A 21,826-nucleotide genomic window follows, 5' to 3' on the forward strand; every position below is an offset into this window, starting at 1 on the left:
TGCCCAGCTCCGGGGGAAGCCACCGGAGCTGGGCCGTTCCATTCAGACCTGAGGGCCGGTCGTCGGCTTCTCGCCCTGGGCGCGGGGATCGTTGGTGGCCACCTCGGCCAAAAGTTGCGCGTTCCCGCCCGATGCAGTCGTATCGACGCACAGGTGACGTTCGTGCAGAACGTCCGCCACCGTGACGGGGCCGGTTTGCAAGCCCAGAAGCGGCCCCTCGCGGCGGGCAAGCTCCTGCGTCAGTTTCCGCGCCGTCGCCTCGTCGCCCCACCAGACCGCGCAGCCGAACTCCGGCTCCATCGCCAGATCGCGCTCGGCCGAGCTCTTACGGGCCTTGCCGCCCAGTCGCTCGACCTGTTCTACCTGCTTGTCCTTGTCCTCTTCGGTGGGGCCAAGGCACACGACGGCGGGACGCGGCACCAGGTGCAGACGGTTCGATTCACCCGTCGGCCCGGGCATCACCATCGGGCTTTCGGGCACGTCCGGCGTCACGGGCTTCTGGAAGCGCGGCACGTAGAACGGCCCGCCCGCCTTCGGTCCCGTGCCGGACAGCCCCTCGCCCCCGAAGGGCTGGCTGCCGACGATCGCGCCGATCTGGTTGCGGTTGACGTAAAGGTTGCCCGCCGCGATCCGGTCGGTCACGTATTGCACCCGGTCGTCGATCCGCGTGTGCAGACCGAAGGTCAGGCCGTAGCCGGTGGAATTGATGGCGCGGATGACCCGGTCCAGCTCCTTGGCCTTGAAGGTCGCCACGTGCAGGACGGGGCCGAAAACCTCACGCTCGATCTCGTGGATGCCTTTCACCTTCACCAGCGCGGGCGCCAGGAAATACCCCTGATCAGGCCCGTCCGTCTGATGGATCAGTCGCCCTTCGTCCTTCGCTTTCGCCACGTAGGACGCTATGTTCACGTGCGCCTCGGCGTCGATCAGCGGGCCGCTGTCGGATTCGATGCCCCAGGGTTCGGCCGGACGAAACGCGTCCATCGCCCCCGTAAGCATCTCCAGGAACCCTTCCGCCACATCTTCCTGCACATAGACGCACCGACAGGCCGAGCATCGTTGCCCCGCGCTCTGGAAGGCGGACTGAACCAGATCGCGGACCGCCTGTTCGGGCAGCGCGGTCGAATCCACGATCATCGCGTTCAACCCGCCCGTCTCGGCGATCAGGGTGGCCGAGGGGTCGCAATTGTCGGCCATGGCCTGCTTGATCTTGCGCGCCGTCTCGGTCGAGCCGGTGAAGGCCACGCCGTTGATCCGTGAATCCGAGGTCAGCATGCCGCCCACCTCGCCCGCGCCAGGCAGAAGCTGCAGGACCTCGGCCGGGACGCCAGCCTCGTGCATCAGGCGCGCGCCCAGATGGGCGATCAGCGTCGTCTGCTCGGCCGGTTTGGCCAGCACAGCATTCCCGGCCGCCAAAGCCGCCGAGATCTGGCCGGTGAAGATGGCCAGCGGGAAGTTCCACGGGCTGATGCAGACGAACCGGCCCTGCGGCTCGCTGTTGAGCTCCAGCAATTCCTCGGCATAGTAGTTCAGGAAATCCACCGCCTCGCGAAGCTCGGCCAGCGCGTCGGGCAGCGTTTTGCCGGCCTCGCGCGCCAGGACGGCGAAGATTTCGCCGAAATTCTGCTCATAGAGGTCGGCGGCACGCTTCAGGATCGCGCTCCGCTCGTCCTTCGACGCCTTCCACGTGCGTGCCGCGTCCAGCGCCGTGTCCACATCGGTGCGGCTGGCAAAGCGCACCTCGCCCACGACGTCGGATGGATCGCTGGGGCTCTCGCGCTCCATCATATCGTCCGGCGATGTATCGCCCGCGATCAGCGGTCCGGCCTCGAACCGGGTGGCGCGGAACGGGCGACGCGCCGCCTCGATTTCTTCCAGGTGTTCCGGATTGGCCAGGTCCCAGCCGCGAGAGTTGCGGCGCATGGGCAGGAAGATATCCGTCCCCGGCGTGACAGGCGCGTGATACCCCATCGCCTCCAGCGGGTCGGCGGCGACCTCTTCGGGCGGGACCTCCTCGTCGACGATCTGGTTCACGAAGGACGAGTTCGCGCCATTCTCCAGCAGACGCCGCACCAGATAGGCCAGCAGGTCGCGATGCGCGCCGACAGGGGCATAGATCCGGCAACGGATCCCCTCGTCCTTCATCAGCATGTCATACAGCGCCTCGCCCATGCCGTGCAGGCGCTGGAACTCGAACTCATCGGTCTTGGCGCCTTCCTCCTCGACCATCCGCAGCACGGCCGCGACCGTATGGGCGTTGTGCGTGGCAAATTGCGGATAGATCCGGTCGCGATGGCGCAGCAGCTTGCGCGCATTGCCCATATAGCTGACATCCGTGGCGGGCTTGCGGCTGAACACCGGGAACCGCTCCAGCCCCTCCTGCTGGGCCAGCTTGATCTCGGTATCCCAGTAAGCACCCTTGACGAGACGAACCATCAGCTTGCGGTCCAGCCGCTCGGCCGTCTGCGCGATCCAGTCGATCACCGACGAGCAGCGCGGACCGTAGGCCTGCACCACGACGCCGAAACCGTTCCAGCCAGCCAGTCGGTCGTCTTCCAGCACCTTCTCGATGATCTCCAGCGACAGGGTCAGGCGGTCCTGTTCCTCGGCGTCGATGTTGAAGCCGATGCCCAATTCGGCCGCGCGGGCGGCCAGTTCGCGCACGATGGGGACCAGTTCGTCCAGCACCCGGTCGCGCTGCGCCATCTCATAGCGGGGATGCAGCGCCGAGAATTTGACCGAGATCCCGGGATTGGTCGCGATGTCGCCCTTGGTTGCGGCGCGGGAGATCTTCTCGATCGCGCCCTCATAGGCTTTCCGATACCGCTCGGCATCGGCGTAGGTCATCGCCGCCTCACCCAGCATGTCGTAGGAATAGGTATAACCCTTCGCCTCCATCTTCGAGGCGCGGTCCATTGCCTTGTCCATGGTTTCGCCCAGTACAAACTGGCGCCCCATGACGCGCATCGCCTCGCGCGTGGCACGGCGGATCACCGGCTCACCCATGCGCTTGACGGCGCCGCGCAGGGCCTTCAGTGGACGCGTGTCACGTTCGTCCAGCACCCGCCCGGTGAACATCAGCGCCCAGGTCGAGGCGTTGACGAGGCTGGAGGACGATTTGCCCAGATGTGATCCCCATTGGCCGGGGGCGATCTTGTCCTCGATCAGCTCGTCGATGGTGTAGTCATCGGGCACCCGAAGCAGTGCCTCGGCCAGGCACATCAGCGCCACGCCTTCCTCGGTCGACAGCCCGTATTCCGACAGAAACACCTCCATCAGGCCCGGATCGGCATCGTTTCGGAGGCGTTTGACCAGCCCGACCGCCTTTTCCTTGATCGCGCGACGCGCCTCGGGGGTCAGATCCGCTTCGGCAATCAGCCGCTGCAAGACCGCGTCCGGGTCCGGATAGGGCGAGATCGGAAGAACCGAGGGCGGCAAGGCTGTGTCGCGGGGCATGATGCACTCCTCCACTTGCTAATCCGATCAACATAGGGCGATATCGACCGGATGTCACACTGCCGGGGCGGTAAGTCGCGGGCGGATCGACTGAAATTCGACGGGGCCGCAAGTCAAATGAAGCTCAGCGATCTCGACAGATTCGATCAGGCGATCCTCGAAGTGCTGGGCATCGAGGGGCGGATCAGCGTCACCGAACTGGCCGGCCGTGTCGGCCTTTCGAAAAGTCCGGTCCAGGCACGGTTGAAGCGGCTGGAAACCGAAGGCTTCATCACGGGCTACCGCGCCACCATCGATCCCGTGCGCCTGGGGCGCGAGCGTGTCGCCTTCGTAGAGGTCAAGCTGCACGACACGCGCGAAGGGGCGCTTGCCGCCTTCAACGCAGCCGTCCAGTCGATCCCCGAGATCGAGCAATGCCACCTGATCGCGGGCGCATTCGACTATCTTCTGAAGGTGCGCACCGCCGACATGGCCCGCTACCGCGAGGTGCTGGCCGCCGACATCTCGACCCTGCCGCATGTTGCGCACACCTCGACCTTCGTGGCGATGCAATCGGTGAAAGACGCGACCTGGGCCACGGGCTGAGGGGCGAAAAGGACGCGCAGGCCGCGAAACGTTCCGCGGGGCCGTCGCGTTACTGCCCGACCCAAAGACACAGGAGCATCCCCATGGCCATCACAGGTATCGGCCCCGCGAAAATCCCCAATCTCGGCCTCGGCACCTTCCAGATGGACCCCGGCGGCACCGCCGACCTCGTCCGCGCCGCGCTGGCCGAAGGCTATCGCCACATCGACACGGCTCAGGCCTATGGCAACGAAGAAAGCGTCGGACAAGGCATCCGCGACTCGGAGGTGCCGCGCGACCAAATCTTTCTGACCACCAAGATCCTGCCCGCCCGGCACGACGCGGAATCCTTCCGGCTGGCGGCCGAGGAATCGCTGCAGAAGCTGGGGACGGACTACGTCGACCTGCTTTTGCTGCATTGGCCTTCGAAGGAGGTGCCGTTGCAGGAAACGCTGCCCGTCCTCGACGCGCTGATCGACGAAGGCAAGGTGCGCTTCGGCGGCGTGTCGAACTTCACCATCGCCCTCTTGGAAGAGGCAAAATCGGTGATGAGTCACGTGATCGCCGCCAATCAGGTCGAGTTTCATCCCTTCATCGACCAGCGCAACCTGATGTCAGCAATGGAAGCCATGTCGATCCCGTTCGAGGCGTACTCCCCCCTCGCCCGCGGCGACGTCATGGAAGACACCACGTTGAAGGAGATCGCGGCCCAGCACGACGCGACGCCCGCGCAGATCTCGGTTTCGTGGATACTGCACAAGGGGGGCATCGCGATTCCCAAGACCAGCAAGGAAAAGCGCCTTGCCCCGAACCTCGCCGCGGCCGAGATCTCGCTTTCGGACGACGAGGTCGCGCGCATCGATGGATTGGCCCGCCCCGACGGCCGCCTGATCTCGCCCGACAGCATGGCGCCCGACTGGGATGACTGATTAGGCCGGACGGCGCGTAGTTCTGACGCGCCGTCCCCCTTGCCTTCCGGTCACGCCCCGCCAAGGTGGGGCGCGAAACCGGGAGGGACCGACATGCACGATTTCCAGAACCTGAAGATCCCCGCCATCGCGGCGCCGATGTTCCTGACCTCGGGGCCCGACCTCGTGGTGGAATGCTGCCGGTCCGGCGTTCTGGGCACCTTCCCGGCCCTGAACCAGCGCACCACCGAAGGCTTCGGCGACTGGCTGACCCAGATCGAAGATCGCTTGGCCGAGGTGGAAAGCCCCGCCCCCTACGGCGTCAACCTGATCGTCCACAAGTCGAACAAACGGGTGCAGCCCGACCTCGAGCTTTGCGTGAAGCACAAGGTGCCGCTTGTCATCACGTCGCTGGGCGCGGTGAAGGAGGTTGTCGACGCCGTCCACAGCTATGGCGGCAAGATCTTCCACGACGTCATCAAGACCCGCCACGCCGAAAAGGCGGTCGAGGCGGGCGTCGACGGCCTTGTCGCGGTCTGCGCCGGCGCGGGCGGCCATGGCGGCACGCTTTCCGCCTTCGGCTTCATCCCCGAGATCCGGTCCTTCTTCGACGGTACCATCGTGCTGTCGGGCGCCATCTCGACCGGGGCGCAGATCGCTGCGGCGCGCGCGATGGGCGCCGACCTAGCCTACCTGGGCACCCGCTTCATCGCCACCGAGGAAGCGATGGTCAGCCAGGAAAACAAGGATATGGTCGTCTCATCCACCACGACCGACATCGTCTATACCCCCAAGATCTCGGGCGTGAACGCCAATTTCATGCGTGGCTCGATGATCAGCCAGGGGCTGGACCCGGACAACCTGCCCGATCACGGGCCGATGAACATGGAAAGCGAGGCGCGCGCCTGGAAGGACGTCTGGTCGGCGGGCCACGGCGTCGCGGCCATCCACGACATCCTGCCCGCGGCCGAGCTTTGCGACCGCCTGACCCGCGAATACCGCGACGCCTGCGCCATGCTGGGCAAGGACGCGTAAGCCATGTTTGCCCGAACCCCTGAAGATCTGCCCGACATGGCGACGATGCGGTCGATGTCGGGCTTCGCGTTCATGCGCGCGATGCTGGAAGGCCGCTTTTCCGAGCCGCCCATCGCCGAAGGCATCAACTACCGCCTCGATACCGTCGAGGATGGGCGGGTCGTCTTTCGCGGCACGCCGAAATTCGACCACGTCAATCCCATGGGCGGTCTGCACGGCGGCTGGTACGGCACGCTTCTGGACAGTTGCATGGCCTGCGCGGTGATGACGAAGGTACCGCAGGGATCGACCTACACGACGCTGGAATACAAGATAAACATCTGCCGCGCACTGCCCCCCGGGGTCGAGGTGCTGGCCGAAGGCCGGACCAGCCATGCGGGTCGCTCGACCGGAATCGCCTCGGGCGAGCTTCGCGGCGCTGCGGACGGCAAACTTTATGCCACCGGATCGACCACCTGCCTGATCATGCAACTGCCCGAAGCCTGATCCGGGCGCGCATGGCGGCAGGTCAGGATACCGCCCGCCGCGACACCGCGGCAGTGCGGCTGTTCGGAAGGTCCCCGGTGGGGTCGAACGTCCGCTCACTGGCGTCGATACCGATCGCGCGCGGGGTGCGATAGCGCAGCAACCGACCCAATCCGCGATTCAGTCCGATGGACGGCGCCTGAAGATCGATCGGATAGCGGCGACGCCATCCCTCTGGCAGGTCCAGCCCAGCCGCCTCGGCCCGGTCCAGCATCCAGACCAGCGGGATGTTCGACAGCGACCGCGCCGCGCCCACACCCGCCAGCTGCCCCCCCACGTCGCCATGGGTACCTGGGAACCAGACCTGCTCGCACGTACCGACCCAGTCTTCGCGCAGGCGCCACATGACGGGCGCATAGGCCACGCGCGTCTCGTCCCGGGCCAGCGCGTGATAACCCCGCTTCAGCGACGGCCCCAGCGCGTGGTCGTGGAACCGGTGCGCCATCTGGGAATAGCGCCACAGGATCGGCCCCCGCATCCCCAAGGCCTTGACCGTGTCGAACGCGCCGATCATCTCGATATCCACGGAGTCGTGGCAATATAGGCGTCGAAAATCCCGCGCGCCCGCACTGTCAGGCAAGGTCCGGTAATAGCGATAGGCCATGTGGACATTGCGCTCGGTCGCGGCCTCGGCCTTCAGAAGACCCAGCCGGTCGATCACACCCGCCAGCGACCGCACGGCATACGCCCCGCGCGAGTACCCGAACAGATAGATCCGGTCGCCAGGCCGGTAATGCGAAGCAAGCCAGCCGTAGGCGCGCCGGATCTGGCGGTTCAGGCCCCGCCCCTCGATCACGTCGCGCAACTGGCGCCAGTTCGTGTACTGGATCCCCGGCTCGTAATAGAGGGCCAGGTCGCGCGCCGGAGTCCGCTCGGCCAGCAGACGATAGATCAGGCCGGCATTGGTCTCCGTCCCCGGCTCGAGGCTCGACATCGTCCCGTCGAGGATCACGACGAGCGTGGTCGAGCCGCGCCGCACCCCGCGCGAGACCTGGCGCACCTTGCCGCGGCGCGCGATCCAGGCCCGCGCTTGGCGGAGGACCTTATTCAGCGGCGAGCGGTCGATCATCTGCCTCTCGTATCGTCTGCCACAGCCGCCCCGGCGTCAGCGGCGGCTGCAGGTCGCGCACGCCCCTGTCCCACAGCGCGTCCTCAACCGCGTTCATCACCGCCGCCATCGCGCCCACGGTCCCGGCCTCGCCACAGCCCTTCATGCCCAGCGGGTTCTGCGTCGACGGCACAGGCTCGAATGACAAATCCACCGATGGCAGATCGGTCGCGCGCGGCATGGCGTAATCCATGAAGCTGGCCGTCAGGCACTGGCCCTCCGCGTCATAGACCGCGTGCTCCATCAGGATCTGACCGACGCCCTGCGCCACGCCGCCATGCACCTGCCCCGCGGCCAGCATCGGGTTGATGAGGTTGCCGAAATCGTCGACGACGGTATAGCGTTCGACCACCACATGGCCGGTCTCGGGGTCGATCTCGACCTCGGCCACGTGGGCGCCGTTCGGGAAGGACCGTCCGGGCAGCGTGTCTCGCCCCTCGAACCGGGTCAGATCGGCACGCCCAGCCGCCCGCGCACGCGCAACCGCCTCCAGCACCGACGGCGCCTCGTTCGATCCTGCGATGCGGAACCGTTCATCGTCGAACTCGACCTCGGCGCCCTCCTCGTCGGACAGGAACTCCGCCAACGCGGCAATGGCGTCGCCCGCCACCTTCAGGGTCGCGGTGCCCTGCGTCGTGACCGAACGCGATCCACCTGTCCCGCCGCCCCGTTCGATCCGATCCGAGTCGCCTTGAACCACCTCGATCGCCTCGGCCGGAATACCGGTCTGGTCGGCCAGGAACTGGGCGAACACCGTCTCGTGCCCTTGCCCGTTCGATTGCGTGCCAACGTAAAGCCGCACGCCGCCGTCATCGGTGAACTCGACCGTCGCGCCCTCGGACGGGTCGCCCAGGATCGACTCGATGTAATAGCAGACGCCCATCCCCCGAAGCCGCCCCTGCGCCGCACTGGCGTCGCGCCGCTTGGCGAAGCCGGCCCTGTCCGCCGCAGCCTGGGCTCGGTCCAGAACGCGGGCGAAAGCGCCCACATCGTAACTTTCGCCAGAGACGGTGGTATAGGGGAACGCCCCCTCGGCCACGAAGTTCTTGCGCCGCAGCTCCCACGGATCGAGGCCCAGCTCGCGCGCCGCCCGGTCCATCACTCGCTCCAGCGCAAAGATCGCCTCGGGGCGCCCGGCCCCGCGATAAGCGTCCACCTGCACGGTATTGGTAAAGATCCCCCGGGCGCGCAGCCAGGCCGTCCCGATATCATAGGTCCCCGTCAGCACCCGCGCGAACAGGTAGCTTTGGATCATCTGCCCGAAGTTCGAATTGTAGGCTCCCAGATTGCTAAGCGTATCGACCTTGTAGGCGACGATCCGGTGGTCCGCGTCGAACCCCAGCTCAAGCTCGCTGACCAGGTCGCGACCCGCATTGTCGGTTAGCATTCCCTCGCCACGCGACGCGACCCACGCCACTGGACGGCCCAGCTGCGATGCCGCCAGCGCGACGCAGAAATACTCGGGGTAGTTCGACGCCTTGGTCCCGAATCCGCCGCCCACGTCCGGCGTGGTCACGCGCACGGCCTCGGGCGCCATCCCGAGACGCTCGCACAGTTCCTTCTTCAGCGACCACACACCCTGCCCGCCATAGCAGACATGCATCCGGTCCCCCTCGGGTTCGGCGAAACAGGCGCGCGTCTCCATCGGGTTCGACACAATACGGTTGTCCTCGACCCGCAGGCGCACGCGATGGGCGGCCCCGGCCAGCGCCGCCTCTGTCGCGGCCTCGTCGCCCAGGCCGTAATCGAACGCCACGTTGTCGGGAGCCTCGTCATGCACGGAAGGTCCGCCCGGCGCGACCTCGGCATGGACGGGCAGGTCGTCAATTTCCAGCACCACGGCTTCGACCGCATCGCGCGCCGCGGCCTCGGTCTCGGCCACGATGACCGCCACCGGTTCGCCCACGAAGCGCACATGGCCCTTTGCCAGGAACGGTCGCAGGGGGGCTGCGCCCTTCGTGCCGTCGCGATTGGGCGCAGTGGTAAAGTTCATCCCCAGATCGGCGCCGGCGGCTTCGGCATCCTCGGCCGTCATCGCCAGCACCACGCCGGGCATCTCGCGCGCCGCATCCAGATCGACGGACACGATCCGTCCATGGGCAACGTCAGAGCGAACGAAGGCGGCCCACAGCGCGCCCTCGGGGATCAGATCCCCGACATAGCGCCCCCCTCCGGTCAGGAACCGAACGTCCTCGCGCCGCATCACCGGCTGGCTCTTCCCGAATTTCAGCATGGCAGGGTCTCCTTTTCGGCGCCAACCTGCCCCGCACCGCAGGCGAATGCCAGCCTCAAAGCCGCCTTTCCCTCGCCCGCGCGATTGGCTATCCCGACCCCGACCGGATCCGAGGACCAGACCCCATGCCCATGGAAAAAACCTTCGACGCCGCCAGCGCCGAGCCCCGCATCTACGAGTTTTGGGAGCGTGAGGGCTGTTTCGCCGCAGGCGCCAACGCCCGCCCCGATGCCGAGACATTCTCGATCATGATCCCGCCGCCCAACGTGACGGGCTCGCTGCACATGGGGCACGCCTTCAACAACACGCTGCAGGACATCCTGGTGCGCTGGAAGCGGATGCAGGGGCTCGATACGCTCTGGCAGCCCGGCACCGACCACGCGGGCATCGCCACGCAAATGGTGGTCGAACGCGAGCTGGCCAAGACCAATCGCCGCCGGACCGATATGAAACGCGAAGACTTCCTGGATCTCGTCTGGGAACAGAAGAAGCAATCGCGCGGCAACATCCGCGGCCAACTCGAACGCCTCGGGGCGTCGGTCGACTGGTCGCGCGAGGCCTTCACGATGAGCGGGGCCCCCGGCGATCCAGGCGACACGCCGGGCGGGCAGGACTTCCACGCCGCCGTCATCCGCACCTTCGTCGAGTTCTACGAGAAGGGCATCATCTACCGCGGCAAGCGGCTGGTGAACTGGGACCCCCATTTCGAGACGGCGATCTCCGATCTCGAGGTCGAGAATATAGACCAGCCCGGCCATATGTGGCACTTCAAGTACCCTCTCGCCGGCGGTGCAACGTACACTTACGTCGAGAAGGACGAGGACGGGAACACCCTCTTCGAGGAAGAGCGGGACTATATCTCGATCGCCACCACCCGGCCCGAAACCATGCTGGGCGACGGCGCGGTCGCGGTTCACCCTTCGGATGAGCGTTACGCGCCAATCGTCGGAAAACTCTGCGAAATCCCGGTCGGCCCCCGGGAACATCGGCGCCTGATCCCGATCATCACAGATGAATACCCCGACCCTGATTTCGGCTCGGGCGCGGTCAAGATCACCGGCGCGCACGACTTCAACGACTACGGCGTCGCGACCCGCAACGGCATCCCCCTTTATGCGCTGATGGACACGAAGGGGCGTATGCGAACCGACGGCCTGTCCTACGAGGAGGCCGCTCAGCTTGCGGGGCGCATCGCCCGCGGCGCGGAGCCTGCGCCTGCTGACGCCACGCATATCAACCTCGTCCCCGAGGAACTGCGCGGTCTGGACCGGTTCGACGCGCGCAAGGCCGTCATCGACGCGATCACCGGGGAAGGTCTGGCCGTCATGGTCCCCGACACCGATCCCCGCCTCGGCGCACCGGCCGCCAAGGCGCCCATCGCGCCCGAGGAAGGCGGTGAAACGCGGCAGGCCGAGATGATCCCGCTGGTCGAGAAGAAGACGATCACCCAGCCCTTCGGCGATCGGTCGAAGGTCGTGATCGAGCCCATGCTGACCGACCAGTGGTTCGTCGATGCCGAAAAGATCGTCGCCCCCGCCATCGACGCGGTGCGCCAGGGGCAAGCCCGCGCCGACGGCTCGACCGAGGGCACGAAGATCCTGCCCGAGCGCGACGCAAAGACCTATTTCCACTGGCTCGAGAATATCGAGCCGTGGTGCATCTCGCGCCAGCTCTGGTGGGGCCACCGGATTCCGGTCTGGACTGCCATCGCGCCTGACTTCAATGGACAGATCAGTAAGGCGACAGTCAGAGTTGGCGGCGATTTGGCGCAGACGGCCAGGGGACAGGCGTTTCTGCGGGAAGAAACCAAGAAACTCGAGGATTGGGATGGCCCACGAGGCAAGGCCGGCCACCCGATCGTCGAAGTCTGCGCCGTCAACGCCGAGGCCGCGAAGGAGAAAATTGCCAAGATTTGGAAGGAAAGAGCGGGGCATATTCCGGAGTTCAAGGAAGTCGCACGGGAGCCCGGCGAGTACCTTGTTGATCCTGATGGGTGGGATATGCAATCGGCTGTGCCATTCTGGCAAGACCCCGATGTCCTCGACACGTGGTTCTCCTCCGGCCTCTGGCCGCTGGGCACACTGGGCTGGACCGGCGATGCCGAGAAGGACGCGCAGAACGAGGCGCTGCAAAAGTATTTCCCCTCCTCCGTCCTGATCACGGGTTTCGACATCATCTTCTTCTGGGTCGCCCGTATGATGATGATGCAATATGCGATGGTGGGCGAAAAACCCTTCCATACCGTTTACGTCCACGCCCTCGTCCGTGACGAGAAGGGGCGGAAGATGTCCAAATCGCTCGGCAACGTCATCGACCCGCTGACCTTGATCGACGAATACGGCGCGGACGCGGTGCGCTTCACCTTGGCCTCGATGGCGGCGATGGGACGCGACCTGAAGCTGTCGAAGGACCGCGTCGCCGGCTATCGCAATTTTGGCACGAAACTCTGGAACGCCTTCCGCTTCGCCGAAATGAACCAGGTGAAGTCCGGCTCGCAACGCCCTGACCGCGTTCAGGAAACCACGAACGCGTGGATCCTTGGCGAACTTGGCCGCACCCGCGACGCGGTTCACGCCTCGCTTGAGGATTACCGCTTCAACGATGCCGCGAACACGCTCTATGCCTTCGTCTGGGGCCGTGTCTGCGACTGGTATCTCGAACTCTCGAAGCCCCTCTTCGACACCGACGCGGCCGATGAAACCCGGGCGACCATGGGCTATGTCCTCGACCAGTGCCTGATCCTGCTGCATCCCTTCATGCCCTTCCTGACCGAGGAGCTTTGGGGCCACGCCGAACGCGACACCCGCCTCGTTCATGCGCCTTGGCCGGACTATACGGCCGCCGCCCTGATCGACCCGGCCGCGGATCGCGAGATGTCGTGGGTCATCGGCCTGATCGAGCAGATCCGGTCGGTCCGGGGAGAGATGAACGTCCCCGCCTCGCTTCACGCGCCGTTGCTGATGGTCGAACTGGACGATGACGGCCGCCGCGCTTTCGACCGCAATCGCGCGCTGATCGAACGGCTGGCCCGACTGGGCGACGTCTCAGAAGGCCCCGCCCCCAAGGGCGCCATGATCCTGCCGGTTCAGGGTGGGTCCTTCGCGTTGCCGCTGGCCGACATCATCGATGTGGACGCCGAGAAGGCGCGTGTCGAGAAGGCGCTCGGCAAGCTCGACAAGGACATCCGTGGGCTCGAACGGCGTTTGAAGAACCCCAAGTTCCGCGAAAGCGCGCCGGAGGAGGTCGTGGCCGAGACCGAGGCGCTGCTGGCCGACAAGACCGCCGACCGCAACCGAATGAAGGAAGCCGAGGCGCGGCTGGCCGAGATATGACCGACCCGCGCCTGACCCCGCTGGCCGCCGCCCTGCCCGCCACGGTGCCGTTCGTCGGCCCCGAGACACAGGAACGGCAGCGGGGCGCGTCCTTCCGCGCGCGCCTTGGCGCAAACGAAAGCGTCTTCGGCCCCTCGCCTCGCGCGATCCAGGCCATGGCCGACGCCGCGGCCGAGGCCTGGATGTATCCCGACCCCGAGAGCTTCGATCTGCGCACAGCCCTGTCGCGTCATCTGGGCGTGGGGATGGGGAATCTAGTGATGGGCGCCGGGATCGACGGGCTTCTGGGTTCGCTCGTACGCCTGACGGTGGCCCCGGGCGACGCGGTCGTCACCAGCGACGGCGCCTATCCGACGTTCAACTACCACGTCGCAGGCTATGGCGGCACGCTGCACAAGGTGCCCTATCGCGACGACCACGAGGATCCCGATGCCCTGATCGCCAGGGCGCACGACACCGGGGCCAAGCTGATTTATCTGTCGAATCCCGACAATCCCATGGGCTCGTGGCACGACGCCGACCGCATCGCCCGGATGATCGAAGAGGTGCCGCAGGGCTGCCTGCTGGTCCTCGACGAGGCCTACCTGGAATGTGCGCCCGAAGGCACGGCGCCCCCGCTCGACCCGGAGGATACGCGCGTCGTCCGGATGCGCACATTCTCGAAGGCCTATGGACTGGCCGGCATCCGCATGGGCTATGCCATCGGGCAGCCGGATCTGATCGCGGCCTTCGGACGGGTCCGCAACCATTTCGGGCTCAGCCGGGTCAGCCAGGCCGGCGCGCTGGCCGCGTTGCGCGACCAGACCTACCTGGCCGAAACCGTGTCCCGGATCGCCGCCGCGCGCGACCGGATTGCACGGATCGGGCAGCAGAACGGCCTGACGCCCCTGCCCTCGGCCGCGAATTTCGTGGCGCTCGACACCGGGTCGGGGGACCGCACGCGCAATCTGCTGAATGCCCTGACGGCGCGGGGCATCTTCACCCGCATGCCGGGGGTGGCGCCGCTCGATCGATGCATCCGCATCTCCTGCGGGTCAGAGGACGACCTCGACCTTCTGGCCGACACCCTGCCCAAGGCCCTCACGGATTTTTAACGTGACAGCCAGACCGGCGCGCCTACTCTCAGCGATATGGAGAGACAGCCCGCCCCCAATTTCACGACGCCATTCCTTGTCTCGCTGGCACCGCTGGTGTTCATCGCCCTGTTCGTGATCTGGGCGTTGGCCGGATTGCTCAGCGTGATGGGCGTGTCGTACCTGGCCGACAAGGGAATTACCCGGATCGGACGTCTCAAGACCTGAAACGCGGCGTCAGGCCCCAGCGCAGATGCGCGCCGCTTCGGCCACCGCACCGTCCCCGTGGGGGATCTCGCAAGCCGTCATCCCGGCCTCGATCACCGACAGCGCACCAAGCACCATATGCGCGTTCACGTGCCCCATATGTCCAATGCGGAAGAACCCGCCGAAATCCACGTCGCCGGGTTCGGCCATTCCCAAGCCGATGCCCAGCGTGACGCCCCCGCAGGTGTCGGTCCACGTCCGCAGGCGGTCGGCCATGTCCCCGCCAAGACGCAGCGCCGTTACCGCATGGCTGCGCACACCCTCAGGCGCGTTCACGGTCAGGGGACCGTCCGCACCCCAACGCTGCGCCGCCGCCCAGATGGCGCGCGCCAGGACCTCGTGGCGGTTCCACACATTCTCCAACCCCTCGGTCAGGATCATGTCCAGCGCGGCGCGCAGGCCGTACAGGTGATGCGTCGGCGCGGTGCCGCAGAAATGCTGATAATACCCTTCGGGGTGCAGGCGCGGTGCCCAGTCCCAATAGGGACTGGTCACCTCGATCCCGTCGCGCACGGCCTGCGCCTTCTCGGACACCCACAGGAACCCGATCCCCGGCGGGGTCATCAGGCCCTTCTGGCTGGCTGCCAGCAGGACGTCGACGCCCCACGCGTCCATCTCGATCCGGTCGCATCCCAGGCTGGCGATGGCGTCCATCATCAGAAGTGCGGGGTGGCCGGTCTCGTCCAGCGCGCGCCGCAGGGCGGCCACGTCGTTGCGGATGCCGGTCGAGGTATCGACATGCACCGCCAGCACCGCCTTGATCCGGTGTTCGGTGTCCGCCTTCAGCGCTTCGGCGACCCGGGCGGGGTCGATCGCCTGCTGCTTGCCGAAATCCACAAGGCGGACCTCCGCGCCCATACGCCCCGCCTGCGCTGCCCAGCCATGCCCGAAACGGCCCGTCACCGGCACCAGAACCGCGTCGCCGGGGGCCAACACGTTGGCCAGCGAAGCCTCCCACAAGCCATGGCCATTGCTGATATAGATCGCCACATCGCCCTTGGTCCGCGCCACCCGGCGCAGATCGGCCACGATGGTCGCGGTCATGTCGACGATCTGGCCCTCGTAGATGTTCGGGGCCGAGCGGTGCATGGCCCTCAGCACCTCCTCGGGCATGACCGAGGGACCGGGAATGGCAAGATAGGGGCGACCGTGGGACAAGCTCATCCGCGATGGGTATGCCGGGGATCGCGGGGCGTCAATCTCACCTGACGGCTTGACGCGGCCCTGCGGCACCACGACTTCATGCCCCATGACACGCAGCATCATCGCCCTTTCGGGACCCGAACGCATCGACTTCCTGCAAGACCTCGTGACGAACGACGTCACGCAGCCCGACCGGCTGGCCTATGCCGCGCTTCTGACGCCGCAGGGCAAGTATTTGTTCGACTTCTTCGTCGCCCATGACGGCGACCGGTTGTTGATCGACGTGGCCGAGGACATGGCCGACCAGCTTGCCGCGCGGCTGACGATGTATCGCCTGCGTCGCAAGGTTCAGATCGAAGTAACAGACCTCGCCGTCTCGCGCGGGACCGGTCCCGCGCCCGAAGGAGCAATGCCCGATCCGCGTCACCCGGACCTCGGCTGGCGACGGATCGACCGGGAAGGCGCCGATGACGGCACCGATTGGGACGCGCTGCGCGTCGCGCTGACCGTGCCCGTCTCGGGGGTCGAGCTGATCCCCAACGACAGTTTTATCCTTGAAATGGGATTCGACAGGCTGAACGGCGTCGATTTCCGCAAGGGCTGCTATGTCGGGCAAGAGGTCACGGCCCGCATGAAGCACAAGACCGAGCTGAAGAAGGGCCTTGTGACCGTCGGCGTCGACGGCACGGCCGAAATCGGCACCCCCATCAGCATCGACGGCAAGCCCGCCGGGACGCTGTTCACCCAGTCAGGCGGTGCGGGGCTGGCTTGGCTGCGGTTCGACCGCGCGTCGGAGGCGATGCAGGCCGGCGACGCTACCGTCAGCTGGCGCGGGCGGCCCTGACCGCCCACGCCTCAGCGCCCTTACCAGAACCAGACCAGGAACCCGATGGTGGCGATCCCCAGAAGCAGCGCCCACAGAAGCGGATCGAAGTAATAGGGTTTCTGGAACGACCCGAAGGTCTTCTTCGCCTCTTCGGCGGACCAGACCAGCTTGTCCACGCCTTCCTTGTCCGGCTGCCGCGTCATGGCCGAGATCCCCAGATTCGTGGCGATCCCGATAAAGAACAGCGCGGTGCCCATCACGGTATAGTGGATCGGCGGCAGGCCCACGGCCTCCCACACGCTGAACACCTCTTTCAGGATGAAGATCGGGATGCCGATGACCAGCCCGCCCACGATGGTCCAGAACGCCCCGTTCCCGTTCGACCACGAGATCGAGAGTCCGACCATGTAAGTGGCCACGATGGTCGGCACGATATAGCTCAGCGAGCTCTGGAAATACCCGAAAAGCGACTCGAACGACCCGATCAGCGGCGCATAGAGGGCGGCGAAGATCAGAAAGCACCCGGTCGCGATCTGACCGATGGCAACCAGCCGGCTGTCGGACCAGTCGGGCTTGGCCGGCTCGACGAAGTCCTTCACCACCAGCGACGACAAAGCCGTCGCCGCCGAGTCGACCGAGGACATGATCGCCGCGATCAGCGCCGCCATCACCAGCCCGCGGATCCCGATGGGCATCAGCTCGAACGCCAGCTTCGGGAACGCCAGATCCGGGGTCTCCAGATCGGGATAGAGCTTCAGCGCGATCAGCCCCGGGATGATCATGATGAAGATGTTGGGCAGCTTCAGGAACCCCGCGAACAACGCACCGATCTGACCGTTCTTCAGGTCCTTCGCCGCCAGGGTCCGCTGCGCCACGAACTGGTTCATTGTCCATAGATAGAACGACAGAAGCGTCACCCCCCATAACCCGTGCCACGGGGTGAAATCATTCTCCATCGGCAGGATCAGGGAGGTCTTCGAGGGTTCGAGATCCGTCCAGATTGCGTCCCAGCCACCAATCTCCTGCATGCCCAGCACGAAGATTACCAACCCCCCCGCGATCAGCAGGATTGACTGCACGGTGTCGGTCACGACCACCGCAGCAAGCCCGCCCAGAACGGTATAGACCCCCGCGATCAGCGCCAGCACGGCCACCGCAGTCCAGATGTTGAGGAAGCTGAACGTGTTGGCGATGACCAGCCCGCCCGCGTACAGCGCGCCGGCGACGTCGATCAGCATGACGGCCAGGATGGTGAACAGCGAATACGCCCGGCGCGAGCGCACGTCGTACCGCAGTTCGAGGAACTCGGGCGTTGTGGCGATCCTGGCGCGCAGATAGCTGGGCAAGATGAAGATCGCGAAGGCGATCAACACGATGGCGGCCGTCCATTCGTAGTTGTAGATCGCGATCCCGTTGGCATAGGCGCCGCCCATTAGGCCGACGAAGCTCGACCCGCTCATGTTCGAGGCGTAGAGCGAGAAGCCGATCACGAACCAACCCAGGTTCCGCCCGGCTAGGAAGTAATCGTCGCTTTCGTCCCCACGGGTCTTGGAGTGATACAGACCAAGCGCCAGAACGCCGATGAAATATGCCGCGATGATCGCATAATCGACCAGCGCCAAACTGAACTGGGCTTCCCCCATGTCACATCCTCTTTACCAACCCGGTATGGCTTGAACCTCCACGGTCGCTTTCGCGTTCCATGAACCAAACCGGAAGAGGCGCGTTCGGCCATCATGACCGACGCTGCCAAAGTGCTGTCCGACCTGCTGGGAACGGATGTGACCATCTCCGAACACCTCTCCGGCGGGGATGTCGCAGAGGTGATCGCCATTGATACGCCGCGCGGCCCACGGGTCGCCAAGTCCTCTGCCCTTCCCGGGGTCGAGGCACGGATGCTCCAGGCCATCGCTGCCGCCGGGTGCCCGGCGGCACAGGTCGTGGCAACATCCGACAAGTGGCTGGTGATGGACCGCCTGCCCCAAGGGTTTCCCACCAAGGCCGGCTGGGCCGAAGCGGGCCATGCAATCTCTGATCTGCACGCCACCGTCGGCCCCCATTTCGGGTGGAAGGAGGATTTCGCAATCGGTCCGGCGCCCCAGCCCGCAATCGTGTCCGACGACTGGCCCGCGTTCTGGGCCGAACACCGCCTTCTGGCCTGGCCCGAGACGTTGCCCGCCGACATCGCGCAACGCCTGGAACGGCTTGCCGCACGCCTGCCTGACCTGCTTCCGCGACAGCCGCGCGCCGGCCTGCTGCACGGCGATCTGTGGCACGGCAACCTCGTTTTCGATGGCGGCTTCAAGGGATTGATCGACCCTGCGTGCTACTACGGCGATGCCGAGGTCGATCTGGCTGCGCTCACGACGTTCAGTATGCCGCCGGCCGAATTCTTCGCGGCCTACGGGCCTTGCCCCGAAGGATGGGAACAGCGACGGCCCATATATCGCCTATGGATCGCGATCCTGCATCTCAGGCTGTTCGGCGAAAGCTATCGCGGCATGGTCGAACGCTGCCTACAGGCCGCGGGCGCCTGATCACTCCACCGGGGTGCCAAGGATCGCGATCGCGGCCGCCAGCGCGGCCAACCCCCAGAACAGCACGGACTTGCCCCCCCGCGCCGCTTGCGCCGCCAGCGTCGCCTGAATCGCGTAGTACACGGCGAAGGCGCGCGAGGCCCAGCTGATGATCTCGAACACGCCCAGACCCCAGGTCAGCGCCAGTCCACATCCTACAAGGATCGCGTAGCCTGTGCGCGGCGATACGCGCCCGCCCGTCAGCTCGGCCAGAAGCCCGCCGGATCCGCTGGTATCGGCCACCGCCGCGCTGAACTGCGCGCTCAGGGCGGCGGCTGTCAGAAGAAACGGCAGGATGGCGGCGACGCGGCCCATCAGTTCGATGATCGCCGTCTCGTCCAGCTCGATCGCAGAGGGCGCGAACAGGTAGGCGAACATCGCGATATAGACGACATAGATCACGCTGCTTATGGCCTGGGCCAGCTTCATCGACCGAATCCGCACCTCAGCGCCGTATTCAGCTCCCAGGTAGCGCGACGTCTCGAACCCCTGCACGGTGACCAGAAGCCCGAAGGCCATCGTCACCCCGGCCCAACCGCCCATGTCGGGCGTCTTGGCCACCAGCTCTCCCGCCCCGGCACGTTCGGCGAAAGTCCATCCCAGCCCGACCAGAAGCCCCGCGATGATCGCCAGCTTCACCCCGACCGAGATCATCTCGGCCCGTTCCAGCGCCGCGAACCCCTTGCCCCACCCGATGGCCAGGATCAGCGCGAACATCCCCGTCGTCACCAAGCGCGCGTTGAAATCCGTGTCGAACGGCGTCAGCCGCAGCGCGAAGGACCCAAACAGGTTCAGGTAATAGGCAACCGAGACCACGTATGCGAAGGCCAGTGCCCACGCCCCCAGCGTCTCCAGTCGCCCCCGGCCCGCGGCGTCCCAGTCCATCGCCGCGATATTGAACCGGATCGCGCTTCCCAGCCCCCATGCCACGGCGCACAGGGCGGCCATGACCACAGGGGCAAACGCGCCATAGGTGATGTCAAGGATCGGCCCCAGCACCAGGAACCCGCTGCCAATGATCGACGCCAGCGGCGTGATCGCCGCGCGCCACAGCGTGGCCTTGCGGATCGGCGGCCAGATCAGGGCCGCGCCTGTCGCGACGATAACCGCCGCGATGACCACGTTCAGCATCGCCGCCCCATTTCCCATGCTAGAAGTTTCATCTGTCCGGCACATGCCCGGCGGCCGCCCGACAGATATCCGACACTTGCCCGGCGCTGGCGGGACGCGTGTCCGGCGTTCGACCGGCCCATACCCGGCGAGTGTCCGGCGCGATTGGCGCACATCGACGGCCGCGCCCCTACGCCGCCGTGCGGCGATGCAGGATTAAGAGTGCGCCCGCACCGACACGGTATCGTTGCGCATACGCCCCGTCGGCCGCACGCAGGGTCCGCCCACCATATCCTGTGGCCGGCCCGATCCCCAGTCACGCCCGCTCGGCGTATTCCATCGTCTCGGTATTCACGACGATATCCTCGTCCTGCCCGACGAAGGGCGGCACCATCACCTTCACGCCATTGTCAAGAATAGCTGGCTTGAACGAGTTTGCGGCCGTCTGGCCCTTCACCACCGGCTCGGTCTCGACCACCTTGCAGGTCACCTTCTGTGGCAACGTCGCGTTCAGCGCCTCGGACTCGTAATATTCGATCTGGATGGTCATGCCGTCCTGCAGGAACGGCCGGCGCTCGCCCAGGATCTCGGCTGGCAGTTCGATCTGCTCGTAAGTCTCTGAATCCATGAAGACCAGCATGCCGTCGGTCTCGTACAGGAACTGCTGGTCCTTCTGTTCCAGGCGCACCTTCTCAACCTTGTCGGCCGACCGGAACCGCTCGTTGAGCTTGGATCCGTTGCGCAAATTGCGCAGCTCGACCTGCGCGAAGGCCCCGCCCTTGCCGGGCTTCACGTGATCGGCCTTCACGGCGACCCAAAGGCCGCCATTGTGCTCCAGCACGTTTCCGGGGCGAATTTCGTTTCCGTTGATTTTAGGCATATGGCGAAACTACGTCACAAGGTTGATGATGATCTGTCCGAGCCTATATCTGTGCATCGATCATCGCGCAACACGGCCTATCTAGTCCAATGGAAGTAGTCGAATGCGTCCAGCGCATAGGTGATATACGAAAACGACATACCACTTGGCGACACAAAACCTTCATAAGGCACGCCACGTCCACCGCCAAGACCAAGAACAAGGAACGACGAATGCCCGACTTCGTTGACGGAACCGCTTTCAATCACGAGCAAGGCAACCGCGCCCGCAAGCTGTTTGCGGCTGTAGTTCTGGCCGCGCTCGATGATGCGATTGCGGATGACAAGAAATACGGCAACGGACCCGAACAGATCGCCCGCTGGGCGCGTTCTCGCGACGGTCGCGAGGTTCTAAGCTGCGCTGGCATCGACCCCAACGAGCGGGTGGTGACTGGCCTTATGGAATTCGTGAAGAAAGGCGTGCGCACATCTGTCGCTCTCAGCCGCGAAGAGAGCGAGCGGCGCAACGCCGCTCAGGCCGAAGCGGCTTGATCTTCTGAGGGCCTTGCCCGTCGGTCACTTGCGCCGGCACAGCGAAAGGGCGTCGCGGTTAGCTTCCGCGGCGCCTTTCTTGTTGATCAAATGGTAAAAGCTCTGCTCTGGAGCCGAGCCACATTCCCGTCGCAGAGCGCTGGCGATCTTCTGAATACGGATAGCACTAAAATCGGTATTCATAGATACGATCAGCTTTTCAGTGATCGAAGTTTTGGGGCGTTCACCGCTTACAGCGGTTAGGCCCCCAAAAGCAATTC

General features: G+C 65.6%; 17 protein-coding genes. 10 read left to right on the top strand and 7 right to left on the bottom strand.

Annotated elements, in window-relative coordinates; all coding sequences use genetic code 11:
• Positions 1–42: 42 nt before the first annotated feature.
• Positions 43–3,456, bottom strand: coding sequence for a bifunctional proline dehydrogenase/L-glutamate gamma-semialdehyde dehydrogenase PutA (putA, locus tag PAA8504_RS07880; RefSeq protein WP_108893646.1), 3,414 nt, complete (start codon positions 3,454–3,456; stop codon positions 43–45).
• 117 nt (positions 3,457–3,573) lie between these two features.
• On the opposite strand from putA, the gene PAA8504_RS07885 reads away from it, so the two are divergent.
• The 4 genes from PAA8504_RS07885 (at position 3,574) to PAA8504_RS07900 (ending at position 6,449) form a co-directional block, all read left to right on the top strand.
• Positions 3,574–4,041, top strand: a complete 468-nt coding sequence (locus PAA8504_RS07885; RefSeq protein ID WP_108893647.1) for an Lrp/AsnC family transcriptional regulator — start codon at positions 3,574–3,576, stop codon at positions 4,039–4,041.
• A gap of 83 nt (positions 4,042–4,124) precedes the next feature.
• Positions 4,125–4,949, top strand: coding sequence for an aldo/keto reductase (locus PAA8504_RS07890; RefSeq protein ID WP_108893648.1), 825 nt, complete (start codon positions 4,125–4,127; stop codon positions 4,947–4,949).
• A 93-nt stretch (positions 4,950–5,042) separates the two neighbouring features.
• A complete protein-coding gene (locus PAA8504_RS07895) occupies positions 5,043–5,963 on the top strand; it encodes an NAD(P)H-dependent flavin oxidoreductase (protein WP_108893649.1) in 921 nt (306 codons plus the stop codon).
• A gap of 3 nt (positions 5,964–5,966) precedes the next feature.
• A complete protein-coding gene (locus PAA8504_RS07900; protein ID WP_108893650.1) occupies positions 5,967–6,449 on the top strand; it encodes a PaaI family thioesterase in 483 nt (160 codons plus the stop codon).
• Positions 6,450–6,471: 22 nt separating this feature from the next.
• Here the strand turns inward: PAA8504_RS07900 and PAA8504_RS07905 are convergent, their stop codons facing one another.
• Both PAA8504_RS07905 and PAA8504_RS07910 read right to left on the bottom strand, forming a co-directional pair.
• Positions 6,472–7,557 (bottom strand): T6SS phospholipase effector Tle1-like catalytic domain-containing protein, encoded by a 1,086-nt coding sequence (locus PAA8504_RS07905; protein WP_108893651.1) that lies wholly within the window; start codon positions 7,555–7,557, stop codon positions 6,472–6,474.
• Positions 7,532–9,829 (bottom strand): xanthine dehydrogenase family protein molybdopterin-binding subunit, encoded by a 2,298-nt coding sequence (locus PAA8504_RS07910; RefSeq protein WP_108893652.1) that lies wholly within the window; start codon positions 9,827–9,829, stop codon positions 7,532–7,534. Before PAA8504_RS07910 ends, PAA8504_RS07905 begins: the two co-directional genes overlap by 26 nt.
• 125 nt (positions 9,830–9,954) lie before the next feature.
• Between PAA8504_RS07910 and PAA8504_RS07915 the strand changes: the two genes are divergently transcribed.
• The 3 genes from PAA8504_RS07915 to PAA8504_RS22020 are packed head-to-tail and all read left to right on the top strand — an operon-like array spanning position 9,955 to position 14,462.
• Positions 9,955–13,161, top strand: coding sequence for a valine--tRNA ligase (locus tag PAA8504_RS07915; protein WP_108893653.1), 3,207 nt, complete (start codon positions 9,955–9,957; stop codon positions 13,159–13,161).
• Positions 13,158–14,255 (top strand): pyridoxal phosphate-dependent aminotransferase, encoded by a 1,098-nt coding sequence (locus PAA8504_RS07920; RefSeq protein WP_108893654.1) that lies wholly within the window; start codon positions 13,158–13,160, stop codon positions 14,253–14,255. Before PAA8504_RS07915 ends, PAA8504_RS07920 begins: the two co-directional genes overlap by 4 nt.
• A 36-nt stretch (positions 14,256–14,291) precedes the next feature.
• Positions 14,292–14,462, top strand: coding sequence for a hypothetical protein (locus tag PAA8504_RS22020; RefSeq protein WP_181375732.1), 171 nt, complete (start codon positions 14,292–14,294; stop codon positions 14,460–14,462).
• Positions 14,463–14,471: 9 nt separating this feature from the next.
• Here PAA8504_RS22020 and PAA8504_RS07925 read toward each other — a convergent pair whose 3' ends face one another.
• Complete coding sequence (locus tag PAA8504_RS07925) at positions 14,472–15,665, bottom strand: pyridoxal-phosphate-dependent aminotransferase family protein (protein WP_108894060.1); 1,194 nt, start codon at positions 15,663–15,665, stop codon at positions 14,472–14,474.
• An 85-nt stretch (positions 15,666–15,750) separates the two neighbouring features.
• On the opposite strand from PAA8504_RS07925, the gene ygfZ reads away from it, so the two are divergent.
• Positions 15,751–16,488, top strand: coding sequence for a CAF17-like 4Fe-4S cluster assembly/insertion protein YgfZ (gene ygfZ, locus PAA8504_RS07930; protein ID WP_108893655.1), 738 nt, complete (start codon positions 15,751–15,753; stop codon positions 16,486–16,488).
• 20 nt (positions 16,489–16,508) lie between these two features.
• On the opposite strand, the gene PAA8504_RS07935 is transcribed toward ygfZ, so the two are convergent.
• Positions 16,509–18,113, bottom strand: coding sequence for a sodium:solute symporter (locus PAA8504_RS07935; RefSeq protein ID WP_108893656.1), 1,605 nt, complete (start codon positions 18,111–18,113; stop codon positions 16,509–16,511).
• 93 nt (positions 18,114–18,206) lie between these two features.
• Between PAA8504_RS07935 and PAA8504_RS07940 the strand changes: the two genes are divergently transcribed.
• Entirely contained in the window at positions 18,207–19,007 is an 801-nt protein-coding gene (locus PAA8504_RS07940; protein ID WP_108893657.1) for a fructosamine kinase family protein, read from the top strand.
• On the opposite strand, the gene PAA8504_RS07945 is transcribed toward PAA8504_RS07940, so the two are convergent.
• A complete protein-coding gene (locus PAA8504_RS07945; RefSeq protein WP_245897564.1) occupies positions 19,008–20,195 on the bottom strand; it encodes an Aq_097 family APC-type transporter in 1,188 nt (395 codons plus the stop codon).
• Between the two features lie 277 nt (positions 20,196–20,472).
• Entirely contained in the window at positions 20,473–21,036 is a 564-nt protein-coding gene (gene efp / locus PAA8504_RS07950) for an elongation factor P (RefSeq protein ID WP_108893658.1), read from the bottom strand.
• A 212-nt stretch (positions 21,037–21,248) separates the two neighbouring features.
• Between efp and PAA8504_RS07955 the strand changes: the two genes are divergently transcribed.
• Positions 21,249–21,566, top strand: a complete 318-nt coding sequence (locus tag PAA8504_RS07955; protein ID WP_108893659.1) for a DUF6280 family protein — start codon at positions 21,249–21,251, stop codon at positions 21,564–21,566.
• Positions 21,567–21,826: the final 260 nt, after the last annotated feature.

It is taken from the genome of Palleronia abyssalis (assembly GCF_900302445.1).
Classification (GTDB): Bacteria; Pseudomonadota; Alphaproteobacteria; order Rhodobacterales; family Rhodobacteraceae; genus Palleronia; species Palleronia abyssalis.

Bases quoted from the DNA above. Each gene is read 5' to 3' on its own strand.
- putA (WP_108893646.1), bottom strand. From the start codon at position 3,456: ATGCCCCGCGACACAGCCTTGCCGCCCTCGGTTCTTCCGATCTCGCCC.
- PAA8504_RS07885 (WP_108893647.1), top strand. From the start codon at position 3,574: ATGAAGCTCAGCGATCTCGACAGATTCGATCAGGCGATCCTCGAAGTG.
- PAA8504_RS07890 (WP_108893648.1), top strand. From the start codon at position 4,125: ATGGCCATCACAGGTATCGGCCCCGCGAAAATCCCCAATCTCGGCCTC.
- PAA8504_RS07895 (WP_108893649.1), top strand. From the start codon at position 5,043: ATGCACGATTTCCAGAACCTGAAGATCCCCGCCATCGCGGCGCCGATG.
- PAA8504_RS07900 (WP_108893650.1), top strand. From the start codon at position 5,967: ATGTTTGCCCGAACCCCTGAAGATCTGCCCGACATGGCGACGATGCGG.
- PAA8504_RS07905 (WP_108893651.1), bottom strand. From the start codon at position 7,557: ATGATCGACCGCTCGCCGCTGAATAAGGTCCTCCGCCAAGCGCGGGCC.
- PAA8504_RS07910 (WP_108893652.1), bottom strand. From the start codon at position 9,829: ATGCTGAAATTCGGGAAGAGCCAGCCGGTGATGCGGCGCGAGGACGTT.
- PAA8504_RS07915 (WP_108893653.1), top strand. From the start codon at position 9,955: ATGCCCATGGAAAAAACCTTCGACGCCGCCAGCGCCGAGCCCCGCATC.
- PAA8504_RS07920 (WP_108893654.1), top strand. From the start codon at position 13,158: ATGACCGACCCGCGCCTGACCCCGCTGGCCGCCGCCCTGCCCGCCACG.
- PAA8504_RS22020 (WP_181375732.1), top strand. From the start codon at position 14,292: ATGGAGAGACAGCCCGCCCCCAATTTCACGACGCCATTCCTTGTCTCG.
- PAA8504_RS07925 (WP_108894060.1), bottom strand. From the start codon at position 15,665: ATGAGCTTGTCCCACGGTCGCCCCTATCTTGCCATTCCCGGTCCCTCG.
- ygfZ (WP_108893655.1), top strand. From the start codon at position 15,751: ATGACACGCAGCATCATCGCCCTTTCGGGACCCGAACGCATCGACTTC.
- PAA8504_RS07935 (WP_108893656.1), bottom strand. From the start codon at position 18,113: ATGGGGGAAGCCCAGTTCAGTTTGGCGCTGGTCGATTATGCGATCATC.
- PAA8504_RS07940 (WP_108893657.1), top strand. From the start codon at position 18,207: ATGACCGACGCTGCCAAAGTGCTGTCCGACCTGCTGGGAACGGATGTG.
- PAA8504_RS07945 (WP_245897564.1), bottom strand. From the start codon at position 20,195: ATGGGAAATGGGGCGGCGATGCTGAACGTGGTCATCGCGGCGGTTATC.
- efp (WP_108893658.1), bottom strand. From the start codon at position 21,036: ATGCCTAAAATCAACGGAAACGAAATTCGCCCCGGAAACGTGCTGGAG.
- PAA8504_RS07955 (WP_108893659.1), top strand. From the start codon at position 21,249: ATGCCCGACTTCGTTGACGGAACCGCTTTCAATCACGAGCAAGGCAAC.